The sequence below is a fragment of the uncultured Caballeronia sp. genome (assembly GCF_964243625.1).
Classification (GTDB): Bacteria; Pseudomonadota; Gammaproteobacteria; order Burkholderiales; family Burkholderiaceae; genus Caballeronia.
Genome location: NZ_CAXTGZ010000652.1, coordinates 1 through 3,327 on the forward strand (window position 1 = coordinate 1; position 3,327 = coordinate 3,327).

4 protein-coding genes are annotated in these 3,327 nt (G+C 60.9%); all 4 read right to left on the reverse strand.

The annotated features are described in order from the left end of the window. Positions 1 to 358: NAD-dependent epimerase/dehydratase family protein (locus ACFFAR_RS28670; protein ID WP_375508952.1), on the reverse strand; the 358-nt coding region annotated here is incomplete at its 3' end. Beyond that, positions 355 to 1,341 carry a formyltransferase gene (locus tag ACFFAR_RS28675; RefSeq protein WP_174363045.1) on the reverse strand — a complete coding sequence of 329 codons (987 nt, stop codon included), beginning with the start codon at positions 1,339 to 1,341 and terminating at the stop codon, positions 355 to 357. The genes ACFFAR_RS28670 and ACFFAR_RS28675, both read right to left, overlap by 4 nt. 10 nt (positions 1,342 to 1,351) lie before the next feature. Further along, complete coding sequence (locus tag ACFFAR_RS28680; RefSeq protein ID WP_061999263.1) at positions 1,352 to 2,380, reverse strand: glycosyltransferase; 1,029 nt, start codon at positions 2,378 to 2,380, stop codon at positions 1,352 to 1,354. 74 nt (positions 2,381 to 2,454) lie between these two features. Continuing rightward, positions 2,455 to 3,327: DegT/DnrJ/EryC1/StrS family aminotransferase (locus tag ACFFAR_RS28685; RefSeq protein ID WP_375508953.1), on the reverse strand; the 873-nt coding region annotated here is incomplete at its 5' end.

Below are 3,327 nucleotides of genomic sequence, written 5' to 3' on the forward strand. Positions count from 1 at the left end.
CGGAGGTCGACGGAAACACGAGGTGCTTGCCGTACTTCACGGCCGAACGCACGATGGGCAGGTTCGCTTCGAAGTCGAGCTCGAACACACGCAGCGGCTGCTTCACGTAGGTGGCCGGCGTTGCGATCGCGACCAGCGGGAGGATCACATCGCATTTCTTGATGTGATATTCGACCCACTCCTTGTTGATCGTGATGTCGCCTTCGAAGAAATGCATGCGCTCATGGTGGGCGAGGTCGCCCAAACGGTCGCGCTGCATGTCCATGCCGAAGACTTCCCAGTCGGTCGTCTCGAGAATGCGCTTGGAAAGGTGGTGGCCAATGAAGCCGTTGACACCCAGGATCAGGACTTTTTTCATGAATGAGGAAGTGATTGAGTGAGTCGGCCGAATTCGGCGGGACTGACGACGCGTTCGCCGCCGGCTGGAGTCTGGCTTTCGTCCACGAATGGCTGCCGTAGTTCACGAATGGCGACGACGCGGCCATCGCCGCATACGCCAAACAGCGCATTATCCTTCACGTGAAGGCCGGGGGGCAAATCCCCGAGCGCGCGCAGGGTCTCGGCTTCGAAATCGGGCAAACCGGTTTGCGGCACGAGCCGGGCGCGCGCTACGATAAACCGTGTCGGTCCAAGATCCGTGAACGCGCCCGGATAAGGCGGCGCGACCGCGCGAATCAGGTTGTACACCTGCTGTGCCGGCTTCGACCAGTCGATACGCCCATCTTCCGGTTTCCTGCCGCCGAAATAGCTGCCTTTGCTGAGATCGTTCGGAAGATGCGGCGCTTCCCCTGCGATCAGCGCCGGCAGCACACGCCAGAGCGTCTGTTCGGCGGCGACGGTGGTTTTGTCGAAGACCTGGCTCGCGGTGTCGTCCGGGAGAATGGGAACAGGCGTCTGCGCGAGAATGGTCCCGGCGTCGGGCTTTGCCGCCATTTCATGCAGCGTCGCACCGGTTTCCGTCTCGCCATTCAGCACGGCCCAGTTGGTTGGAACGCGGCCGCGATATTTCGGCAGCAGCGAGCCGTGCATGTTGTACGCGCCGCGCGTGGCGAGCGCGAGCAGGCCGACCGGCAGCATTTGCCGGTAGTAGAACGAGAAGATGAAGTCCGGCGCAAGCCTGGCTATGGCGTCATGCAGCTCGGCCGACTTCGGGTCGGCGGGCGTGATCACGTCGATCCCATGATCCGCCGCCACGGATTTCACGCTGCCGAACCAGATGTTCTCTTGCGGATTGTCTTCGTGCGTGACGACCAGCGCAACGTCCACGCCGCGCGCCAGCAACACCTGCAGGCAACGCACGCCGACGTTGTGATACGCGAACACGACTGCGCGTGGCTTCATGGCAAAGACCTCATGACGGATCGACCTCGCGCGTGATCGCGGCGACGGCTTCCTGACGCGGCTTGGTACGCGAGATCTGGCCGTCGCGTTCTTCCAGTATTGTCTGAACCAGATAACGCGGCCGTGCACGAACCTGCTGATAGATCCGGCCAATGTACTCGCCGAGCAGCCCCAGCGCGAAGATGATCACGCCGAGCATGAAGAAGGTGATGGCGAACAGCGTGAACACACCTTCGACTTCCGCGCCGAACATGAAACGCCGCACCAGCAGCAGCAGGAACAAACCTGCGGACCCTACCGAAAGAATCACGCCTATGAACGATAACCACTGCAGCGGCACGACCGAAAACCCGGTCACGAGGTCGAAGTTCAGGCGGATCAGGCTGTACAGCGAATACTTGGATTCGCCCGCGAAACGTTCTTCGTGCGCGACATCGATTTCAATCGGATTCTGCGAGAACGTGTAGGCGAGCGCCGGAATGAACGTGTTGATTTCGCCGCAACGATTGATCGTATCGATGATATGACGGCTATACCCGCGCAGCATGCAGCCCTGGTCCGTCATGCGAATCCGCGTGATACGTTCGCGCAATCGGTTCATCAGCCGCGATGCCTTCTTGCGCCAGAAACTATCCCGGCGCTGCTGACGGATCGTGCCGACATAGTCGTAACCCTCGCGCATCTTGGCGAGCAGCTTGGCGATTTCCTCGGGCGGATTCTGCAGGTCGGCGTCCAGTGTGATTACGCTTTCCCCGCGTGACTGCTCGAAGCCGGCGAGGATGGCCATGTGCTGGCCGTAATTGCCGTTCAGCAGGATCACGCGCGTCGTGTCCGGACGTGCGCGAAATTGCTGCGCGAGCAGTGCGGCGGATTTGTCCCGGCTGCCGTCGTTGATGAAAATGACCTCATACGTTGCACCGAGCGCATCGAGCGCGGGATACAGGCGCGAGAAGAGCGCGGCGAGGCCGTCTTCCTCGTTGTACACCGGGACCACGACCGTCAGTTCGGGTCCGGTCGGCAAAAAATCGGTTTGACTCATATTGGCGATGGTTCCGCTAGATTTCCGTAATCAATTGATGCTGCGCCGGCCGCATCCCGCGGCGCGGCTTCTTCTTATATGGCGTGCGCCGCGCAGATTTCATCGACGGCCTGCACGACTCGCGTCACGTCGTCATGGGTCATCTGCGTGAAAAGGGGCAGCGTAACCGTGGACGCGCCATACTTTTCGGCGTGCGGGAACATGCCTTCATGGAATCCGCGCGCCCGGTACAGCGTGAACAGATGCAGCGCCGGGTAATGCACGCCCGTGCCGATGCCGCGCTCCTTCATCTGCCCCATGAATTCCGAGCGCGTGAGGGAGAGGCGCTCCAGCGGCAACGCAATCTGGAACATGTGCCAGTTGCTGTCGGTGAAGTTCTGCACCGGCAGTTGCACGCCCGAGCGCACGGCCGAGCCGTTCGCGAAACTCTCGAAATAGGCTCGCGCGAGCTCGCGGCGCTTTTCCGTGAAACGCCCGACGTGCTTCAACTGCCCGAGGCCGACGCGAGCGGCGACATCGGTGAGATTGTATTTTCCGCCGAGCAGGTCGCAGTCCATGCCGTCGAAGCCCGTGCGCGTGATGCCCTGCAGCCGGTACTTCTGGGCCAGCACCGCTTCCTCTTCGTTATTCAGGACAAGCGCGCCGCCTTCTATGGACGTCACGTTCTTGTTGGCGTGAAAACTGAACGAAACCATGTCGCCAAACGAGCCGATTTTCTTGCCGCGCCAGGTTGAACCGAACGCCTGCGCGGCATCTTCGATCACGCGCAATTTATGGTCGCGGGCGATGCCGTAGAGCCGGTCCATATCCACGGGCAATCCCGAGAGATATACCGGCAGGATGGCCTTGGTGCGCGGCGTGATGGCTTTTTCCAGCAGATCCAGATCGATATTGCGCGTGACCGGATCGATGTCCGCAAATACTGGCGTGGCGCCCGTTTCAATGAT

Bases quoted from the DNA above. Each gene is read 5' to 3' on its own strand.
- ACFFAR_RS28680 (WP_061999263.1), bottom strand. From the start codon at position 2,380: ATGAGTCAAACCGATTTTTTGCCGACCGGACCCGAACTGACGGTCGTG.
- ACFFAR_RS28675 (WP_174363045.1), bottom strand. From the start codon at position 1,341: ATGAAGCCACGCGCAGTCGTGTTCGCGTATCACAACGTCGGCGTGCGT.